Here is a 17192-nt window from a genome sequence, read left to right on the forward strand (position 1 = left end):
TTCTAATTTTAGCTAAGGTTTTTATTGCTAAAATCAGGTGGTATTTTTTTAAAAGTTGTATAGGTATCCAAAAATAGACTTGCATTTTTTAAATCAAGGTTGTGCAACAGCCACGAGACGCTTGCGCTTGCATCGGGGGAACCATTCGTTTATGTCATTGATCCATTAGCCGTAATAAGATTTAATAGACCTCGATAAAAGCAAGGTTTTATATGAAAAAGAAATTGATACTTATTTGGGGCATTGCAATTGGCTTTCTTTCCATAAAAGCTTCCTGCAATAAAATTCTGGATAAAACAGATCCTCGTAAATACAATTGGCTAATAAAAGCAATCAAACAGTTGTTTTTTATCAATCTACGGCGTTTGACTCCACGTGGCCGGGAAGTATAGAAAATTATCAGAAACTCGTAAGTGAAATGAAGGTCTTGTCCTCTAACTCGTCCATACCATATAGCACGTCTGTCATTTGGGAGGACTATATTCAAGCGTATTCTATAAAAAAGATACCCGTTTTTGTTGTCAATAAAGACTCGATTGTAAAATATGCCGGATCAGTCAACCCGTGGCCACATCCTACGGATGATGTACTTAAATCCTGGTTTCTTGATATGGACTCTCTTCAACATTACAATTGGACTTTACTTTACCCATAAAATAAAAACTATGATTTACAAAATATTAATCCCGATTCTTTTTTCCATTTCACTGCAAACATTCTCTCAGGAAATCACCATATAGCGCAAGCATATGCACTAATGCAATAAAGCCTGTTAAAAAATACTCGGGTACCAGGCGCCTGATGGGTGTTGATGACTATTTACATTCCCAAAAGGTATTGAATGGTATTGACATTCGTGATGCATATGGGTGCAGTTGGAAAATACATAGCTTCTCACTTAATGCTGACCGCTTTTCCTCCCCAATTGATACCTCATCCCAATAAACCCCCTCACTCCCTGCAATGGCGCATAGTTATATGAAGGATCAAAAGTATACCCGTAAGGATTATTAACAGGGTCATTTACCATTTTATCAAAAGGATCAAACGGCCGCATAATAGGATTATGAGGAACAAAATTGAATATATTTTTAACGCCTCCATACAATTCAAACCCTCCTGTGAACTTTTTGGTAAGCTGCACATTGGCAATGCAAAACCAGGGCGAATATTCCGGGCGGTAATCATGAGGTAATACCGGCAAACGCATTGGTCCATCCCACCTGCCTGTTATATCAAGTATAAATTGTAATGGAAATGAATAGGTAGCGGTTAAATTACCAGACCATTCTGGCGCATGTAGCTGAGTTGTTTTTTCAATGGTGCCGGAATTACTTTCCACCTGGTATACTTTCATATAAGTAACACCTGCCAGTATTTTAAGCGGAAATGAAAAATTTATATCAGCGTTTAAAGCAACTCCTTTTGAAATAGCATGGCCTTTCAGGTTATCATAAATAATTTTATTTGGATCAGCATCAAAATCTCCTACAATTTTATTGGTGAAATAAGAATAAAAGCCGGTTATATCCAACCCGATAAAAGCATCGCGCATCGGTATCTTTAATGTATAGTTGAGGTTACCGTTATACGACCGTTCCGGATTTAACGATTCGGCAATCACTACCTCACGTGCTCCCGTAAGCGCGGCATGATCTTCTGTAAAAAGATTTACTACACGATAACCTGTTCCAAAACTTGCTCTTATAGTATTGCTTTTACCCGGCGTCCATTTATAGGCAATTCTCGGCGAATGCACATTACCGTGATGACGGTCATAATCATACCTGTAGCCCATTAATAGTTTGTGCCGGTTACTCAGCTTCCACTCATCCTGCACAAAAATGCCAGGCAGCGGAGTATAAGAAGGAGCATTCTTAATTCCATCTGCGGAGGCGGTTCCGGGTGTATTGTCATCATACAAAGTGTACCGGTAAGAGCCACCCAATAAAAAATTATGCTGTTCGCCAAACTGTTTATCCCAATACAACTGCGCAAATAAAACCTGTTGATCAGCCATATATGGTGTTGTTCCGTACCATGAATTTTGCTCATGCCGGTTAAACGAAAATTGTGCAAGTATTTTCTCCCTGACCGGCAGCTGATACATACCTATCAGTTCCCAGCGCTTTGTATAAATGCTTTCTCCATAAATACTATCACTTCCACGAAATGCCTTGTTCCATCGCATCTCCCCTCCCCACCTGTCTTCATATACATACCTTGCAGCAACACTCGCCAGCCTGTTTTCTTTTCTTTCGATACTCCATTTATTAAAAACTGAAATCCTGTTCTGCAGGGTAACATCTGTAAACCCATCCTTATTATTATCAACCGGGTTATTGTAGTTGAAATAATTAATGCCGAATAAACTGGTTGCTGAACCAATTTTAAATTTTGTAGCGGCGTCTACACTGTATTCTTTCCATGAAGTGGTAAATACATCAGCGCTTACCAACGGTGCTTTGATCGGGTTTTTTGTAATAACATTAATAATCCCCCCCATTGCTTCAGAACCATACAGGGAAGAACCAGGGCCTTTTACAACCTCTATTCTTTCTACAATACTATTTGGAATACCGCTAAGTCCATATACTGTTGATAAGGCGCTTACTATCGGCATACCGTCAATCAATATCATAGTATAAGGGCCTTCCATACCGTTAATATGAATATCGCCTGTGTTACAGATATTGCAATTCAACTGCGGTTTCACACCATTTACCATGCTCATGGCTTCGAACAGATTTGGAACAGGGTTCTTTTGAAAAAGTTTTGGCGTAATAACTTCAACAGGCACAGGGCTTTCTGCTCTGCTCACCTCTTTCATGGTTCCTGTAATTACAATTTCAGAAAGATTATTTTGCAGGGGTTGTAATTCAATAGTTATGATCGTTACAGCATCTACTACAGTTACGTGATGAATAGAAGACACATACCCGGCAGCAGAAACCTTTATACCATAATGCCCGAATTGAACAATCTCTGTTTTAAACTTACCTGCACTATCAGTTACTACTCCTTTCCCGGCGATGCTTACAGATGCAAAGGGTACAGGCTTTCCGCCGGATACAATATTCCCTTTAAGTACAGGCTGGGCGTATGCAGCAACCTGGATTAAACAAAATAAAAATATAGTTGTGAGGATCTTCATAATTGTCATAAGCAAAATTAATAAGTTAGATCAATCTAACAAATTTATTTTTAGGGGCTCACTTTTAAGGAAGATCAGTATTCTCTGAAAGATCGTGAAACCAACAATTGAGATTGATTTTCTGTCGCAATGTGCGTTTAATCCAACCCACAACGCACTGGGGACGCGGTGAGCATGTTATATTATAATTGCCTGGTAACCCGTGAGACATCGGTTATATTAGGCATGCCTGGTACTGTGAAAAAGTTCAAAAGCAGGGATTACCTTAATACCAACCAGGATAAACAAGGAACATGCATCTGTATTAATAAAGGCAGTTGATCAAACACAACTCCTTAATACATCGCACATTTTGCAGGATTATGAATACCTCACCACTCCGAATACCTAAAAACGTTTACCTTTAACAATGATCTCGCTTACAGAAGAAAATTACCTTAAAGCATTGTACAGGCTGTCCGAGGAAAAATCGGCGATTGTGGTTAAGGATATTGCCGAAACACTTGGCATTAAAATGCCAACCGTTAACAGCATGATGAAAAAGCTCGCGGAGAAAAAATTCATCAGGTACGAAAAATACAAAGCCATAGAACTTACTGAAAGGGGAAGAAAACAGGCGCTGCATATTTTACGCAAACACAGGCTTACAGAATTATTTTTATCGCAGGTGATGGGCATGGGCTGGGAAGAAGTACATGATATTGCCGAACAGATTGAGCATATCCAATCTGTTCGTTTTTTTAACCGTATTGATGAAATGCTTGGTTATCCGCAGTTTGACCCTCATGGAGAACCAATTCCGGATGCAACCGGGAAATTGCCCGCATACAAATCTTTCCCGTTGTCAGAAGGGCAGATCAATAAAACATACAGGCTTACGGGAGTCGCCAATCATGACGGGTCTTTTCTACAATTCCTGGATTCGTTGGGGCTTGCACTGGGATCAGGCATTGAAATAAAAGAAATACTGGAATTTGACAAATCAATGAGCGTAAAACTGAACAATAAGACTAAAACCATCTTCAGCAATACCATTAGCCGCAACCTTTTGGTTATGTAAAAATACTTAAATTGCATACAGATGTAAGGGAGGAAAGTGCTATTGATCTGCTTCACGGTTGTTTGATTACCTGCCATTTTCACTTCAATGATTTACCTCCTGTAGTTATTAATGTAAAGAAGGAGTTAATATGTTAGGATATCATTTTTCACTATATGATCCCAATGAGGGAGGCAAAACAAAGTTTGAGCAATTGCTCGACTTGTTTATGCAACTGCTTACTTACACCAGCGGCGATGTAAGCGAAGCATTAAACTGGTTAACACAATTAGACAAACAATACGGGCTTACAAACGATGAATATGGGTTGGGCGATTTTATTGACGAATTAAAAGAAAAAGGATATATAGACGAGAATAAACAGAATGGCGAAATCCACATTACACCCAAAACAGAAAAAAGCATCCGCAAAAGAAGTCTTGAAGAGATTTTTGGCAAGCTGAAGAAAACAAAACAGGGTGAGCACCGTACCTATAAACCAGGACAAGGTGATGAGATAAACCCTGAAACACGCCCGTATCAATTTGGTGATATGCTTGAGCAGATAGATTTTGTGAGCTCCATCAGGAATGCGCAAATCAATCATGGGGTTGATGGCTTGCAGATGCACGAAGATGATCTTGAAATACGAGAAACGGATTTTAAATCGCAGACATCTACGGTATTGATGATTGACATTTCGCACTCCATGATTTTATACGGGGAAGACCGCATTACACCTGCAAAAAAAGTGGCAATGGCTTTGAGTGAGCTCATCACTACAAAATACCCTAAAGACACACTGGATATAGTGGTGTTTGGCAATGATGCATGGACGATTGAAATAAAAGACATTGCTTACCTGCAGGTGGGGCCATACCATACCAACACCGTAGCAGGGCTGGAGTTGGCAATGGATATTTTACGGAGAAGAAAAAATCCGAACAAACAGATATTTATGATCACTGATGGCAAACCCACCTGCCTGAAAATAGGTAAGAAATATTATAAGAACAGTTTTGGGTTGGATAGAAAAGTTATCAACCGTTGCATTAACCTTGCGGCGCAGTGTAAAAAACTCAAAATCCCAATTACCACATTTATGATTGCTACCGACCCTTACCTGCAGAAATTTGTACAGGAGTTTACGGAAACCAATCATGGCAAAGCATATTTTGCTTCGCTGGATAATTTGGGAGCATTTATTTTTAAGGATTTTGAATCAGGCAAACGAAAAACAGTTTATTAAAAAGCAAAAGGTGGAAGGCTTAAGGTAGAGGGTAGAAACAAGGCGTACCTTGTGAATTTCAGATAAAAAGGAATATAAAACAATTGAACAGCAGCACAAAGAAAACAGCAAATGAATATTAAAAATATAAACACATTAGGCGAGTTAAAAGCATCGGGATATAAAAGCAAATCAGTTAAAGAAGAAATAAGAGATAACCTTGTAAAAAAACTGCAACAGGGTGAAACGACTTTCCCCGGAATTGTGGGTTATGAAGACAGTGTGATTCCTGATACGGAAAGAGCATTATTGTCAAGACATAATATTTTGTTTCTTGGGCTACGAGGCCAGGCTAAAACACGTATGGCGCGGCAGATGGTTGATCTGCTGGATGAGTATATACCTGTTATAGCAGGAAGTGAGATCAATGATAACCCCTTAAATCCTTTATCTAAATCATCTATAGACCTGATAGCAGAAAAAGGAGATAATACGCCGGTTGAATGGTTACACCGCAGCGCACGCTATGGCGAAAAACTTGCAACGCCTGATGTTAGTGTTGCGGATCTGATTGGTGATATTGATCCGATCAAGGCTGCAAATCTCAGGCTCAATTTTGCTGATGAAAGAGTAATTCATTATGGCATTATTCCAAGAAGCAACCGCGGCATTTTTGTGATTAATGAATTACCCGATCTGCAGGCAAGGATACAGGTGGCATTATTCAATATTTTGCAGGAAGGAGATATACAGATACGCGGGTTTAAATTACGCCTTGCACTTGATATATTGTTTGTATTTACCGCTAACCCAGAAGACTACACGAACAGGGGTTCAATAGTAACACCTCTGAAAGACCGTATAGAAAGCCAGATACTCACACATTATCCTAAGAATATAGAAGACTCACTTTCTATAACAGAGCAGGAAGCCGATATTATTGAGGAACAGACAGCAAAAGTAAAGATCAGTGACCTGGTGAAACGCATGATTGAGCAGGTTGCATTTGAAGCAAGAGCCAGCGAGCTGGTTGACCAGAAAAGTGGCGTTTCCGCACGTTTGCCTATAGCGGCTTATGAAAACGCGGTGAGCGCAGCAGAGAGAAGAGCTATCATCAATAAAGAAAAAGAAACACAGGTTTGGATATCTGATCTAACAGGTATTATTCCTTCAGTGACCGGAAAGGTGGAGCTGGTATATGAGGGGGAACAGGAAGGACCTTACCAGGTAGCGTTTAATCTGCTGAATAAATCTATACGCACTTTATTTATACAATACTTTCCCAACCCGGATTCGCTTAAAAAAAGGCGACCACAAAAAAAGGAAAAGGAAGAAGAGCATAATAACCCGTATCGCCCTATTATCAATTGGTTTGATCAAGGCAATTCGTTAGACATTTTGTTTAATGTAAAAGACAAAGAAAAAGTGCAACTGCTTTACCAGGTTGATGGTTTATATGGGCTGGTTAAAAAAACTTTTCCTCATGCCAATGAAAAAGAGAATGCCTTGCTGATGGAATTGATATTACATGGTTTGTCATCTTATTCTTTGATCAGTAAAAAAGTATTGGATGGCAAAATTGAATTTAAAGACCTGATGGGCTCCATGCTGAACATGGGGAATATCGGGAGAGAAAGCTCATCCTTTGATGAAGAAGAGGGATTTGACCAGGAGGGGTATTAACGCGGTGAGCTATGGGCTATCGGCTATGAGCTATAGGCGGTCAGCTATGCGCTATCACTGAGAGCTAAAGTATAAGCAGGTTATACTTTAGCTTCTGCATTATGGGCTGAGGAATAGTATTTTTTTACTGCACCCGGAATTTCATCTTTACCATGATCTAACCCTGATATGGTAATTTTTGCTTTCTTTCCGTTTGTATAAACAAGCATTAAATATTCAGGCTACACTTCGTGATCAAAAGGATAAGTATAATTATAGTAAGCCACAACAGAAGCTCACTCAACAAATTTTGGTTTAGCAATAAGCCATAGCATACATTTAAAAGTAATGCCGGTTTCATCAATTACAAGCCAGTAAGATTTATCAGATATAAGCAGCGCACAATAAATAATACCCAGCAATGCCAATAAAACAATTAATGAAATATACGATACCTTCCAATCGCTGAAAAAAGAAATACCCAATGTAACCAGGAAAGTAAAAACAAAAATTGCAAAATAACCGGAAATAGCATTGAAGGTCAGTTTGCATTTCATATTGATTTTTCAGTTTAAGGTTTGTTTGTCTTAAAAGTTTTAGTTGCTGTTCGTGGCGTCCTCGCCACGAACGGTTTTCTTGTTGCCTCAGGCAACAGCTCCTAAATAATATTCACTTCCCTTTCCAGCAACACTCCGAATTTCTCTTCCACGCTCTGCAAAATCATCTCACTCAAATCATATATTTCTTTTCCCGTAGCATTGCCATAATTCACCAATACAAGCGCCTGCTTTGCATGACAGCCCGCATCTCCTGCCCGATAGCCTTTCCAACTTTTACCGGTACCCGGCCCTGAATGTTCAATCAGCCAGCCTGCAGCTAACTTCATGGTGCCATCTTCATTTTCATAAGCAACCATAGCAGGAAATTTTTCTTTCAATACCGTATAGTGAAGCTTATCAATAGAAGGGTTTTTAAAGAAGCTGCCTGCATTTCCTATTACAGCGGGGTCTGGTAATTTTGATGAACGGATATTGATAACAGCCTGCGATATTGCCTGTATACTCAGCTCTTTTACCTTCATTTTCTCAAGCTCCTGCTGTATGGCGCCGTATGCTGTGTTAAACACCGGTTGTTTGCGCAATTTGTATGTAACATCAGTAATTACAAATTGTCCTTTATATTTTCTTTTAAATACACTTTCCCTGTAACCAAAGGCACAATCGGATGCCGTAAATGTTTTTATGGCTTTATCAAGCAGGTGAACAGCAGTAAGTTCATGAAATACATCTTTTATCTCTACACCATACGCGCCGATATTCTGCATAGGCGAGGCGCCAACATTGCCGGGAATTAATGAAAGATTTTCCAGTCCGGCCCAATTTTGCGCAATGCAATATTGTACAAACCGATGCCAGTTCTCCCCTGCTCCCGCTCTTACATATATAAAGCTTTCATCTTCACTGATCTTTTCAATTCCTTTAACACCATTCTTTAAAACAAGTCCTTCAACATCTTTTGTAAGCAGTATATTGCTGCCACCACCCAATATCAATGCAGGGTTATATTTTTTACTGCTTGTAATATATAAAAGTTCATCAACAGAGGTGAAATTTGAAAAGTATTGTGCATATGCCCCTATACCGAAAGTATTATATTGCCGAAGCGAAATATTTTCCTGAATTTGCATGATTATCTCTTGTATGCAAAATAGTGAAAATCATGCAAGCAAAAACAGCTGTATTACTGGGCGCAACAGGTTTAACAGGAGGCTATCTTCTGCAACTGCTTTTAGCAGATGATCGTTATGAAAAAGTGAGGGCTGTTGTACGCAAGCCATTGCAACAAACGCATCCGAAGCTGGAAGTAAAAGTAATCGATTTTAAAAACGCAGCAGCTTTCAGAGAAGCTATAGGATCAGGTGATATTATATTCAGCTGTGTTGGCACTACCATGAAAAACGTAAAGGGTGATAAAGCCTTATACCGGCAGATAGATTATGATATTGCCGCAGATGCTGCAAAGTACGGAGCAGAAAACGGATTTAGTCAGTACCTTCTTATCTCTGCAATCGGCTCCAATCCTTCGTCATCCAATTTTTATGTGCGGCTAAAAGGAGAAGTTGAAAACGCTGTACGATCATTTCCTTATAAAGCAATACATATTTTCCAACCATCACTTTTAATGGGCGACAGAAAGGAAAAGCGGATTGCCGAAAAAATCTTCCAGGCCATTATGCCGTTATTTGCTATCTTAATGATAGGCGGTTTGCAGAAGTATAAACCCATACATATTGACATATTGGCAAAAGCCATGCGTAATGCTCCTTTTATAAATGAAACAGGAGTGCATATTGAACAATATAAAGATATTATCAACTTAGCCAACCAACAGCAATGAATAAAACAATACGCTGGGGCATTTTAGGATGTGGTAAAATAGCGAGAAAATTTGCAGCAGACCTGGTATTTGTGAAAGATGCAACGCTATCGGCCGTGGCGTCGCGTGATGAAACAAATGCAACTGCATTTGCAAAAGAATTTAATGCGGCAAAAAGCTATGGCAATTATACTTCCATGCTGGAATCTGCTGATATTGATATAGTATATATTGCAACACCTCATGGATTACATTATGAGCACGTAATGCTTTGTTTGGAATATGGCAAAGCCGTTTTGTGTGAAAAAGCATTTGCTTTGAACGCGGTGCAGGCAAAAGCAATGATTGATAAAGCAAGAAAGAAAAATATCTTTCTGATGGAAGCGCTCTGGTCAAAATTCATTCCCTCTTACAAAAAATTAATGCTGCTGAAGGAAGAAGGTGCTTTGGGAAATATTAATAGCGTTTTAATAAATTTTGGGTTTATTCCTCAACCGCCTGTTGCAAAAAGAATTTATGACCCTGCTTTGGGCGGTGGTACATTACTTGATATTGGCTTGTACAATGTGTTTTATGCGCTATCTGTTTTAGGAAAACCCGATAGTATTGAAGCGAGTATGACGCCTGCATCAACCGGCGTGGATGAGCAATGTGCTATTCTTTTTAAATACAATAACGGGGCGCTTGCGCAACTTTTTTCATCCTATACCTCTTATCTTGCTACAGAAGCTGATTTTAATGGCGACCAGGGAAGAGTAAGATTAACGCACCGCTTTTATACACCAGGTGCGGCATTGGAGTTTTATCCTGACCGGGCCGATAGCAAACAAATAATTCCGCTTGATAAAACAGAAGGATTCGGATATCATTACGAAGCCTCCCATGTTGGCGAATGTTTACGGCAGGGGCTAACCGAAAGCCCGGTAATGTCTCATGCGGATACTATGCTTTTAATGCAAACACTGGATGAAATCAAAGCAAAAGGTTCAGGAGTCAGGGTTTGAAGTTTATGGTTTGTCGTTCGCAAACAAACCACAAACTTACTGCATATAAGATATGCTTATTTCTTTGCTTCTATATTAAGGCTGATATTAACTTCAGGATGGATGAACTTATCGCCTAAAGACTGATCATTACGATATTTTAATCCCCAATGTGTTCTGTCGATATTAAAATTAGCTACCGCTTTTACGTCATTATCCGTAACGGTAATTTTTGCAGGAAAAGTCACGTTTTTTGTACTGTCTTTCAAAGTAAGGTTACCGCTTATTTTGTGTGTGCCGGTAGTATCATTCTGTAATGCTTCTACAGCAGTAATTTCAAATTTTGCAGTAGGAAATTGGGCGGCATCAAAAAAATCAGGGCTTTTTAAATGTCCTACAAGCTTACCATTGCTTTCTGCATCAGTAAGATCGTGATCTTTTATAGAATTTATATCAATCACAAAATTCCCGCCTTTAACAGCACCACCATCAACGGAAATACTACCACCTGACAATTTAAAATCTCCATTGTGTTTACCAACCGGCTTTGTACCAATCCAGCCTACCGTGCTGTTTGTAATATCAATTGTATATTCGGTTGCACCGGCAACAGATGCAGCCTCCTGCTTTTCAGTAGTTTCTGCTTTTGCAGCTTCAGGCGCTTGCTGGCAGGATACAGCCGCTATAGCCATAACACTGATAGATAAAAGAGATTTTTTCATGGTATATTTTAAAATTTTTCACAAAAGTAATATAAACAGTAAATGTTTAAACATTAAATTAAAACTTTACAATTCTGTTAATGAAAATTGAAGCCGATTACAACATCTTCCCTTAACATTGCTTTAGGTTATGAAACATATCTCGCTCTTTATAATAAATATTTTTTGGAGTATTTCCTTGCCTGCCCAACATAAAGACACTGATTTGCCGGGATGGAGACAGGTAAGCATTTTCCCGGAGGCTATTACTGATGATGGTTTGTTTGGCATGATCAAATCGGGAAAGTTTTATGTCTCCCGGAGTTATTATGACGGCAACTTTGACATTAAACAACTCAGGCATGCTCATAAAGATGAAACAGCTGATAACCTGAATTATATTTTAAGCAAAGCATTTATAAAAAAGGTTTTATTTGGTGATACATCGAACAGAACTATTGATTTAAATGGAGAATTGTATGCAGGTACAACAATTTTACAATTTAACGGAACGGTTATCCTCAGCAACTGCAAAATAACGGGAGGTAAGCTAAAAGCTCCTACTGATATCCAGCTATTTGACACCACAGTGAGCTTATATAATACGGCTGTGAATGGTGAGTTTTTTTCGGCAAAATGGTTTGGGTTAGATGATACGGGCACTACTGTTAACAACAAGGTGCTGGAAATGACTTTTGCTTATGCACCGGCAGATAAAGCGATATGGATTCCTGGTGGCACTTTTATCATATCAAAAACTTTGCGCATTACAAAATCAGTTCAGGGAGAAGATCAATCAGTACTTAAATATTACCCGGCTTCTTTATTACCCAATGATGTGATGATACAGGTGGCGTCTGACAACATATTTGTAAAAAACCTGCATTTTAACGGCGGACAAAAAGCAGCCTGGATTATTGAAATATTAAACAACAACCGAAATATAGAAATTGCGGATTGCTTTATACAGGGCGCCGAACAATCGGCTGATACTAAAGTATACGCCGCTGGTATCAGGTTCAGAGAAGGCATGGATGGATTGTATATCCACCATTGCAGGTTTACAAACATTAATGCTTCAGTTACGGGAATAGCAAGGGGGATTATTGGCAGTGGCAGAATAAGCCCTAAAAAAGTGATTATCGAAAACAATATTTTTGATGGGATCACCAGTGCCGGTGCCGCAACCTGGGATGCTGACCAGATTGTTATCCAGGATTATACAGATTCAGCAGGCATAATTATACGTGGCAATAAACACAATAACATTTCAAAACGGGGGCAAAAATTACAATCACCAGGAATACATAGTTATAAAAATGAGTTCCGGAGTGTATTATACAAATCAAATAGCATTTCTTATTCCGCTATTTCCGCATATAACAACTTTATTACAATAGACAGCAACATTGTGCAGGAAGGTGTATTTGAGAAATGCATAGAAATAGGCGTAATTAATAGCACCAACAACAATATAATTATAGATAATAATCAACTTAATTTATCCGCTCATACCGGTGGCAGCAACGATGGCATAAGAGTTTTTGGAAAGCAGCACAGGAATCTCCATATCACCAATAACAGCATTCAAAATGTGAGAAAAGGGATATGGTTTGATTGCAGTAGCGACAGCAGTATTATAGAAAATAATGAAATCAAAAACTCATTGAACAGTGCTATTGTTGTTCACCCTGTTTCCAATAAATGGCCTGATACCTGGAATAATAATATTCGCATCGTAAATAATAAGGCCACTAATGTTCAATCATACTTTGCTTATGAGTTTTCGAATATACATAATGGCGTAATTGCATTTAACAAAGCTACACAGGTCCGGGCGCTGATAAACAATCGTAGTTTAGATAGTTTGTCTGGTAAAGTAAGTATATATAAAAATGAGGGGCCACAAAGTATCAATTACGGGTCAGCCAATAACAGGCCCTTAATAAAATCTGCATTTAGCGGGCTGGAATATTATAATACTGACAGCAAAAAAACAGAAATATTTGATGGCAAAAAATGGCAAACCAAAACAAATAAATAACCACGCCTTAATTGTGCTCAGCTCTTGGCATAAGAAACCTCTGCAGAAAACTTGGATTCCTTCTCATTTACTTTCAACTCCGCAGCGCCTGCATTGCTTATCCTGATCAGTAAACCTTCATTTTCCTTACCCGGAGGCAATTCGCCCAGTACTTTTGCAAAAATGGTTCTGCTGTTTAAGGGGTTGGTAACACGAACAATAGTGCCGGGCGTAATGTTATTCATCAGGGCATAATACTTGGCATCCTGCCAACCGCTGGTACTTTTAAAAATAGCGCCGGAACCGGTAGTGCTTCTGAATCCATCATTGATACTCGACTGCTGGCGATACAACTCTTTAAAAAAGCCGCTGCCATCTGTTTGAGCAGATGTAGTTATAACTGTATTTTGCGGTGTAACAGTAGTTTGAACAGGTGCTGAAACAACAGTAGTTGGTGCGGTGGTTGAATTACTTGTAACCGGAGTTGTATTCACCACAGGTGGAGTAGCTTTAACCGCATCGCCTATCTTTTTTAATCCATTTACGGCCAAAGCTGATTGTGATTTCTTTACTTTCAGAAATCCAACTACCAGAGGCTGACCTTTTTCAAGGCCTTCACCTGAAAGGCTATTCCATTTCTTCAGATCATTTACGCTCACTTTATTAAAGTTCTGACCAATCCTGAACAAACCTTCCTTTTCTTCAACAATATGATACAATGGCACAAAAGCTTCATCAGCACTTGCTGTACCCTGCTGTGCAAAATTGGAGGCAGATAAAGGAATTTTCAGCGGTTGCCCAAGCTCCAGTCCGCTGGTAAGCGTTAACCCGTTAAAAGGAGCTATTTCTTTTGGACTGATATTATACAACCTGCCTACACTATATAAATTTTCTTTAGCTGTAACAGTATGATTAAGATATAGCTTACCTGCTTCAGATTGAATAACGAGGTCAGACGATTGAGCGGCAAGCGTGACTGCAATAACAAATGAAAATATCGTAAACAACAGTTTCTTCATCAGATATTATTTATTTTCAGCAACATACGAAAATAAGTAAAAAATACGGATTGGCTATATAACGGCATTTTCATTGCTTTAATATGCGAAACGATTGCGGGTAATAGTTATTTATCCTGTTTGTCAATACTTTAACCCAACCCAGGTTATACCCCTTATATACCATTATCCCCCACCCCTTTTTCGCATCCTGAATACTAATATCATTACGCCGCAAATATTGCAAAGCCTGTTCCTTATTTAATTCAATATAATTAAAATCTGAAACCATTAACATAGACAGCGCTAATTCATGCGAAGGGATCAGTTCATCTCTTAAAATTTTGCCAATATTTATACCCATCTTTTTTATATACAGGCAGGAAAAAAGCCAACTTAAATCTTCCAGCCATTTCTTTTTTACCGCAATGGTTTCTTCTGCTTTCAAAATAAAATCAAGCGCGTTATTATCGGCGATAAAATTATTTAATATACCTCTGCTTTTATTGGGGAGCAAAGAAAACTTTTTCGCGTTCAGATCTGTCATTGTTTCACTGCTTTTTTTCCGAACACAGGTTATAAAAAAACCTTCCCCTTTAACTTTATCCGGGTAAAACCGGTAGCACGTTAATTTTCTTCCTGATGAAACGCTTTCAACTATTCCCCAATCATCCTGCACAGGAACAGCAATATGTTCCGCCGAAAATTTTTCAACTATCCAGTCAGCAATTTCTTCATCTTCTGCGGCAGAATAAGAACAGGTGGAATAAACCAGTATCCCATCTTCTTTAAGTGCCGGCCAAACATCTTCAAGAATACGTTGTTGTCTTTTGCTGCAATACTCCACATTTTGCAGCGACCATTCTTCAACAGCTTCCCCGTCTTTCCTGAACATGCCACTGCCACTGCAAGGGGCATCTATCACTATCATATCAAAATATCCCTGCAGCCGTCGAAAATCTTTAGGATCATTATTGGTAACTACCAGGTTATCATTACCCCATTTAATAGCATTCTCTGCCAGTATGCCTGAACGTGTTTTAATTACTTCATTGGCAACAATCAATCCTTCATTAAAAAGATCAGACAAATGTGTTGATTTACCTCCGGGCGCTGCACAAAGATCAAGCACGCGGTAAGGCTTAGCTGAATGATCCGGGAAAACTGCTTTTACAATTTGCTCAAGAAACATAGAAGAGGCTTCCTGTACATAATATGCACCCGCATGAAATAAAGGATCCAGTGTAAAAGATGGTCTTTCGGACAGGTAATACCCCTTGCTGCTCCAGGGCACAGGAGTAGCAGATTCAAAAAAAAGATTATTCACATCAGCAGAAAGTTTATGTACATACCGGTATTTTGCCGCGTTAATTCTAACAGATGTAACCTGCTCACCTGACTGATGTATAGTTTCGAATGCTTCCTTATCGAAGCCCGGCGCGTTTAATAATGATTCAATGAATGTTTCCGGAAGTTGCAATGGTTTCCTGGTTTGAAAACAGCAAAAATAATCTACAGCATCTTTATTTCGGCAATAAGTTCCTGTAATACTTTTTTTGCATCTCCAAAAAGCATGGATGTTTTGGGTTGAAAGAAAAGATCATTTTCAATACCTGCATATCCGGGCTTCATGCTGCGCTTGTTCACGATCACCGTTTTAGCAAGCTGCACATCCAATATGGGCATACCATATATCGGAGACGACGGATCAGTTTTAGCGGCCGGATTCACCACATCATTCGCGCCCAAAACCAAAACCACATCAGTTGTACTGAATTCTTCATTTGCCTGTTCCATTTCTAATAACTGCTCATAAGGCACATCTGCCTCTGCGAGCAAAACGTTCATGTGCCCCGGCATACGGCCAGCTACAGGATGAATAGCATATTTAACATCAACACCTTTGTCTGTCAATATTTTTTCCAGTTCATGACAGGCATGTTGTGCCTGCGCTACAGCAAGCCCGTATCCCGGAACAATAAATACCTTGTTAGCATAATTCATTACCACCGCGGCATCGCTAATGGAGATTTCTTTATATGCACCCTGCGTTGCAGCAGTGCCGCTTTGTGCACTTCCACCAAAAGAACCTATCAATACATTCAGCAGGGAACGGTTCATGGCTTTACACATGAGTATAGTAAGTAAAGTACCTGCCGCACCAACTAATATACCGCCTGTAAGCATTGCTTTATTGTTATACAAAAAGCCGCCACAGGCAGCAGCTACGCCGGTAAAGGAATTCAAGAGAGATATTACAACAGGCATATCCGCTCCCCCGATTGGCAAAACGAAAAATATTCCGTAGACAACAGAAAGCAGCAGTATTGAGTAAAAAATAACAGTCAAAAGAAACCTGACTGGTTCGGCAGATGAACATACAAGCCATACACTCAACCCAACAATAATTAACAATAACAGTATATTAAAAATATGCTGCCCTCTAAATGAAAAATCTTTTATCCTGCCATTTAATTTTCCCCAGGCAATGATACTTCCGGTAAAAGAAATTGTTCCGATAATCAATCCCAAAACAATAATCAGCAACTCTCCGATTGGAATATGGAATGGCGCTCCGGATTTTCCCAATGCACTTAGTGGAGGATAAATTGTCCATTTTTCGGGAACAGCATGCATTAAATGATTAAACTCCACAATAGAAATCAGCATGGCACAGGCGCCACCCATTCCATTAAACAGGCTTACCATTTCAGGCATCGCTGTCATTTTTACTTTCTTTGCAGCCAACACGCCAACCACAGCGCCAATTAATATTCCACCAAAAATCCACCCGTAATTATGCAATGCATTGCCTGCTTCATCGTGATATAAAAAGATAGTACCAAGCACAGCAAGCAACATTCCCCCCGCTGCGATCAGATTACCTCTGCGGGCAGTGGCAGGATGCGACAACATTTTTAAACCCAGTATAAACGTAACAGAAGCAATGATATAGCAGATGGTGAGTATACTGTTTTGCATAATAAAACTTAAGCTACTATTAAAATTCCATTAAATCAGGTTAATT

General features: G+C 39.2%; 14 protein-coding genes. 7 read left to right on the forward strand and 7 right to left on the reverse strand.

What is annotated here, in order from left to right; translation table 11 throughout:
- The first annotated feature begins 212 nt into the window (after window positions 1-212).
- Window positions 213-392 carry a hypothetical protein gene (locus DC498_RS00005; RefSeq protein ID WP_116872071.1) on the forward strand — a complete coding sequence of 60 codons (180 nt, stop codon included), beginning with the start codon at window positions 213-215 and terminating at the stop codon, window positions 390-392.
- 506 nt (window positions 393-898) lie between these two features.
- Here the strand turns inward: DC498_RS00005 and DC498_RS00010 are convergent.
- Window positions 899-3154: a TonB-dependent receptor gene (locus tag DC498_RS00010; RefSeq protein ID WP_116872072.1), complete on the reverse strand. Its 2256-nt coding sequence runs from the start codon at window positions 3152-3154 to the stop codon at window positions 899-901.
- Window positions 3155-3563: 409 nt separating this feature from the next.
- Between DC498_RS00010 and DC498_RS00015 the strand changes: the two genes are divergently transcribed.
- The 3 genes from DC498_RS00015 to DC498_RS00025 all read left to right on the forward strand — a co-directional run bounded on the left by DC498_RS00015 (window position 3564) and on the right by DC498_RS00025 (window position 7104).
- Window positions 3564-4214, forward strand: coding sequence for a metal-dependent transcriptional regulator (locus tag DC498_RS00015; RefSeq protein WP_116872073.1), 651 nt, complete (start codon window positions 3564-3566; stop codon window positions 4212-4214).
- 130 nt (window positions 4215-4344) lie between these two features.
- Complete coding sequence (locus DC498_RS00020) at window positions 4345-5442, forward strand: vWA domain-containing protein (RefSeq protein WP_116872074.1); 1098 nt, start codon at window positions 4345-4347, stop codon at window positions 5440-5442.
- A gap of 111 nt (window positions 5443-5553) precedes the next feature.
- Entirely contained in the window at window positions 5554-7104 is a 1551-nt protein-coding gene (locus tag DC498_RS00025; RefSeq protein WP_116872075.1) for a magnesium chelatase, read from the forward strand.
- A 275-nt stretch (window positions 7105-7379) separates the two neighbouring features.
- Here the strand turns inward: DC498_RS00025 and DC498_RS00030 are convergent, their stop codons facing one another.
- Window positions 7380-7640 (reverse strand): hypothetical protein, encoded by a 261-nt coding sequence (locus tag DC498_RS00030; RefSeq protein ID WP_116872076.1) that lies wholly within the window; start codon window positions 7638-7640, stop codon window positions 7380-7382.
- A 101-nt stretch (window positions 7641-7741) separates the two neighbouring features.
- Window positions 7742-8770 (reverse strand): UDP-N-acetylmuramate dehydrogenase, encoded by a 1029-nt coding sequence (gene murB / locus DC498_RS00035; protein ID WP_116872077.1) that lies wholly within the window; start codon window positions 8768-8770, stop codon window positions 7742-7744.
- 32 nt (window positions 8771-8802) lie between these two features.
- On the opposite strand from murB, the gene DC498_RS00040 reads away from it, so the two are divergent.
- Together DC498_RS00040 and DC498_RS00045 are read left to right on the forward strand one after the other, a co-directional pair.
- Entirely contained in the window at window positions 8803-9480 is a 678-nt protein-coding gene (locus DC498_RS00040; protein ID WP_116872078.1) for an NAD(P)H-binding protein, read from the forward strand.
- A complete protein-coding gene (locus tag DC498_RS00045; RefSeq protein WP_116872079.1) occupies window positions 9477-10463 on the forward strand; it encodes a Gfo/Idh/MocA family protein in 987 nt (328 codons plus the stop codon). Before DC498_RS00040 ends, DC498_RS00045 begins: the two co-directional genes overlap by 4 nt.
- Before the next feature lie 56 nt (window positions 10464-10519).
- Here DC498_RS00045 and DC498_RS00050 read toward each other — a convergent pair whose 3' ends face one another.
- Window positions 10520-11164 carry a YceI family protein gene (locus DC498_RS00050; protein WP_116872080.1) on the reverse strand — a complete coding sequence of 215 codons (645 nt, stop codon included), beginning with the start codon at window positions 11162-11164 and terminating at the stop codon, window positions 10520-10522.
- Window positions 11165-11294: 130 nt separating this feature from the next.
- On the opposite strand from DC498_RS00050, the gene DC498_RS00055 reads away from it, so the two are divergent.
- Window positions 11295-13187: a hypothetical protein gene (locus tag DC498_RS00055; protein WP_116872081.1), complete on the forward strand. Its 1893-nt coding sequence runs from the start codon at window positions 11295-11297 to the stop codon at window positions 13185-13187.
- A 17-nt stretch (window positions 13188-13204) separates the two neighbouring features.
- Here the strand turns inward: DC498_RS00055 and DC498_RS00060 are convergent, their stop codons facing one another.
- The 3 genes from DC498_RS00060 to DC498_RS00070 form a co-directional block, all read right to left on the reverse strand.
- Window positions 13205-14185, reverse strand: coding sequence for a LysM peptidoglycan-binding domain-containing protein (locus tag DC498_RS00060; RefSeq protein WP_116872082.1), 981 nt, complete (start codon window positions 14183-14185; stop codon window positions 13205-13207).
- Between the two features lie 70 nt (window positions 14186-14255).
- Window positions 14256-15644 carry a methyltransferase RsmF C-terminal domain-like protein gene (locus DC498_RS00065; protein ID WP_116872083.1) on the reverse strand — a complete coding sequence of 463 codons (1389 nt, stop codon included), beginning with the start codon at window positions 15642-15644 and terminating at the stop codon, window positions 14256-14258.
- A gap of 32 nt (window positions 15645-15676) precedes the next feature.
- Window positions 15677-17146: an NAD(P)(+) transhydrogenase (Re/Si-specific) subunit beta gene (locus DC498_RS00070; RefSeq protein WP_116872084.1), complete on the reverse strand. Its 1470-nt coding sequence runs from the start codon at window positions 17144-17146 to the stop codon at window positions 15677-15679.
- Between the last annotated feature and the right edge of the window lie 46 nt (window positions 17147-17192).

Source organism: Terrimonas sp., from assembly GCF_003075435.1.
Lineage (GTDB): Bacteria > Bacteroidota > Bacteroidia > Chitinophagales > Chitinophagaceae > Agriterribacter.

What these genes read in the sequence shown, in the direction of transcription:
- DC498_RS00070 (WP_116872084.1), bottom strand. Translation starts at nt 17,146, where the DNA reads ATGCAAAACAGTATACTCACCATCTGCTATATCATTGCTTCTGTTACG.
- DC498_RS00015 (WP_116872073.1), top strand. Translation starts at nt 3,564, where the DNA reads ATGATCTCGCTTACAGAAGAAAATTACCTTAAAGCATTGTACAGGCTG.
- DC498_RS00055 (WP_116872081.1), top strand. Translation starts at nt 11,295, where the DNA reads ATGAAACATATCTCGCTCTTTATAATAAATATTTTTTGGAGTATTTCC.
- DC498_RS00060 (WP_116872082.1), bottom strand. Translation starts at nt 14,185, where the DNA reads ATGAAGAAACTGTTGTTTACGATATTTTCATTTGTTATTGCAGTCACG.
- DC498_RS00045 (WP_116872079.1), top strand. Translation starts at nt 9,477, where the DNA reads ATGAATAAAACAATACGCTGGGGCATTTTAGGATGTGGTAAAATAGCG.
- DC498_RS00050 (WP_116872080.1), bottom strand. Translation starts at nt 11,164, where the DNA reads ATGAAAAAATCTCTTTTATCTATCAGTGTTATGGCTATAGCGGCTGTA.
- DC498_RS00040 (WP_116872078.1), top strand. Translation starts at nt 8,803, where the DNA reads ATGCAAGCAAAAACAGCTGTATTACTGGGCGCAACAGGTTTAACAGGA.
- DC498_RS00010 (WP_116872072.1), bottom strand. Translation starts at nt 3,154, where the DNA reads ATGAAGATCCTCACAACTATATTTTTATTTTGTTTAATCCAGGTTGCT.
- DC498_RS00025 (WP_116872075.1), top strand. Translation starts at nt 5,554, where the DNA reads ATGAATATTAAAAATATAAACACATTAGGCGAGTTAAAAGCATCGGGA.
- murB (WP_116872077.1), bottom strand. Translation starts at nt 8,770, where the DNA reads ATGCAAATTCAGGAAAATATTTCGCTTCGGCAATATAATACTTTCGGT.
- DC498_RS00030 (WP_116872076.1), bottom strand. Translation starts at nt 7,640, where the DNA reads ATGAAATGCAAACTGACCTTCAATGCTATTTCCGGTTATTTTGCAATT.
- DC498_RS00005 (WP_116872071.1), top strand. Translation starts at nt 213, where the DNA reads ATGAAAAAGAAATTGATACTTATTTGGGGCATTGCAATTGGCTTTCTT.
- DC498_RS00020 (WP_116872074.1), top strand. Translation starts at nt 4,345, where the DNA reads ATGTTAGGATATCATTTTTCACTATATGATCCCAATGAGGGAGGCAAA.